Below are 2,790 nucleotides of genomic sequence, written 5' to 3' on the forward strand. Positions count from 1 at the left end.
ACTGGACGCCCGTTTACAAAAAGATATTGATGCTGCGCATTCCCACGATTGAGGGTAGGCAATCCGATATAGCCTGAAAGTTTCAAATATTCACGCTCGGCCTCAATAGGCAGCGCATTTTCTTCAAATTCTCGGGCCATAACAGATGAAAGACGTTTCAAACGTACTTCAAATAAGTCACCACTACTCGCTGGCAACCGAAGGATCGTTCTTTTCTCGTCAGAGAGTGAAAAACCCACTTCCGGATTTGCCATAGCAAGACGTTTTAAAACATCTTCTGCATGACTGACTTCAGTTCGGGCTGCTTTCAAAAATTTTAATCGGGCTGGTGTCGCAAAAAACAAGTCCCTGATTTCAACCCGCGTCCCGGCGTTACATGCTGCAGGCTGTGGATCAGTTACAACACCGCCTTCTACCTTAATTGTCCAAGCATCTTCAGCCCCTAATTCACGGCTTGTAATCTGCAAACGAGCCACCGCCCCGATAGACGGAAGCGCCTCGCCCCTGAACCCGAGGGTTTTAATATGAACAAGGTCATCACTGGGGAGCTTTGAAGTTGCATGGCGTTCGATACAAATGCCAAGTCCTTCACGGCTCATCCCACAGCCATCATCGGTAACAGAGATATAGCTGCGTCCACCATCACGCATGACAACGTCAATGTTGCGCGATCCTGCGTCCAGTGCGTTCTCCACCAACTCTTTAATTGCCGCAGCGGGGCGTTCGATAACTTCACCAGCAGCGATTTGATTAACAAGGGTGTTGGGTAGACGGCGAATTAGCACTTAAAAGGCTCCTGATTAAAGATCTTTTAACATACGGCGGGCGAGTACTTTGCCTTGCTCAACGGCGGGCTGATCATAAGGGTTCACCCCCAACAGGTCAGCCGTAATGACTGTCTCCAGCATAAAGTGCATGGTCAAAGCACCCAACGTTTCTTCATCAATTTTATCTAATAGGAACTTTCTCACCGGACGGCCATTTTTGGCCAAAGTCTGCATGGTGGCCTCGGCAGAAACAGTGAGCAGATCCCCCAAAGTACGCCCCCGGAGATAACTCAGCGAATCTTCACCTTTTGGAAGCACTGTATCAACTGGCAACCCCATGCCTTTGGCATCATGATAAATCATTGTGAACATCTTGTCCTGAGGTCCATCCAGATACAGTTGTAACTGGCTATGCTGATCAACTGTTCCAAGTGCTCGGATTGGCGTCGTTCCCTTACCCTCTTTGCCCAAGCTCTCTGCCCACAACTGATTATACCAAAGACCGAGATCAGCAAGTCGATCCTCATAGGGCATGATAACGGTTTGCCGGATACCACGTTGACGCTGTAATCCCGTCGCAATGGCTGCGCCAACTGCCGCGGGAATGTCTTCCATTGAAGCACCCGAAAAAGCCTGATCAACAACTTTTTGAGCACCGTCTCTCAAAGCAGCCGTATCCAAACCCGCAATCATTGCCGGGAGCAACCCGACCAAGGTAAGGATACAAAATCGCCCCCCAATTAACGGGTTTTGATCAAGACACTCAAGTCCCAGATCTCTTGCTAACTTTCGTAGAGGATTAGGACGGGGTTCAGTGATAACAGTAACCCGTTCTGATAATTTATCCGCGCCATATTCCTTCTGAAAGATTGGTAATAAAGCCATAAACTGGGAAACAGTTTCCGCAGTTGATCCTGATTTGGAAACAACGATTAGACCTGTACGAGAAATATCAAGATGCTTTAAGAGAACATCAAAACTATGTGGGTCAATATTGTCGATAAAATGAAGATGCGGTCCACCGTTAATTGGCCCAAAGGCACTCGTGGCTAGACCATACAGCGTGCGTCCACCAAGCGACGACCCTCCTGTCCCCAGAACAATAACATCGTCACAATTTTCCCGGTAAGAAGACACTAGCGCTTGGCAAGAAACGAGGTCATCGCGCTCGCTCGGGATCATCAGAAACGGCAACCGTCCACTGTCTTTATCATCTTTAAGACGGGCGAGACTGGACTTACAGCCTTGAAGCTGTTCTTCAAATATTTTCTGTTCCAATCCACCTTCGCCAAGTGTTCTGGCAAGGCAAAACTCTGCATCGTGTGTGTAAGACATTGTCTCTTTTATCTATCTAAGAATATACTTGTAGTATTACCGATTTGTCGCTGATGACGAAAGCTTTCATCCCATAAAACCGCTGGAATCGCTTCTTCTCTTGCAGATAGAACTGTTATGGCTCAAACGGCAAAGGTGCTTCTTCCTCAAGCCCGACCGGGCGCCCAGCAATAACAACCGTCAACGAATCTGGCTTAAATAATTCTTTGGCAACCCGTTTTGCGTCTTCCAACGTCACGGCCTCAAGGTACTTATTCCGCTGATCTAGGTAATCGATCCCCAAATCATTCAACTGCATCGCCAACAAGATATTTGCAACCCGCCCCGTGCTGGTAAAACTTAACGGGAAAGACCCCGTCAAATAGGTTTTGGCATCGATCAATTCCTGTTCGCTCGGTCCTTCTTCAGCCATTAATGACCATTGCTCTTTCATAATCCGGATTGTTTCAGCAACGCGTTCATTTTGTGTGGCGACCGAAGCCATCACAAGCGGTGCCTGATCCAACAAAGAGAGGTAGCTACCTACAGAATAAGTCAAACCTCTTTTTTCCCGAACCTCCTGATACAACCGAGAAGAAAAGCTTCCTCCGCCTAGAATATGGTTCACAATAAAGGCCGCATAATAATCAGGATCATCCCGGGAAATACCTCTATGGGCCATTATAACTTCGCTCTGGGGAATATCCTC

3 protein-coding genes are annotated in these 2,790 nt (G+C 47.6%); all 3 read right to left on the bottom strand.

Features of this window, described 5'->3' with window-relative positions; all coding sequences use genetic code 11:
- The coding region (gene mutL / locus Q0241_RS12715; protein ID WP_299377951.1) for a DNA mismatch repair endonuclease MutL at positions 1-785 on the bottom strand (785 nt) is incomplete at its 3' end.
- Between the two features lie 15 nt (positions 786-800).
- Positions 801-2,102 (bottom strand): glucose-6-phosphate isomerase, encoded by a 1,302-nt coding sequence (locus Q0241_RS12720; RefSeq protein ID WP_299377954.1) that lies wholly within the window; start codon positions 2,100-2,102, stop codon positions 801-803.
- Positions 2,103-2,217: 115 nt separating this feature from the next.
- On the bottom strand, positions 2,218-2,790 hold a 573-nt coding region (locus Q0241_RS12725; RefSeq protein ID WP_299377957.1), incomplete at its 5' end, for an insulinase family protein.

The sequence above is a fragment of the uncultured Kiloniella sp. genome (assembly GCF_937128705.1).
In the GTDB taxonomy this organism is placed as follows: domain Bacteria; phylum Pseudomonadota; class Alphaproteobacteria; order Kiloniellales; family Kiloniellaceae; genus Kiloniella.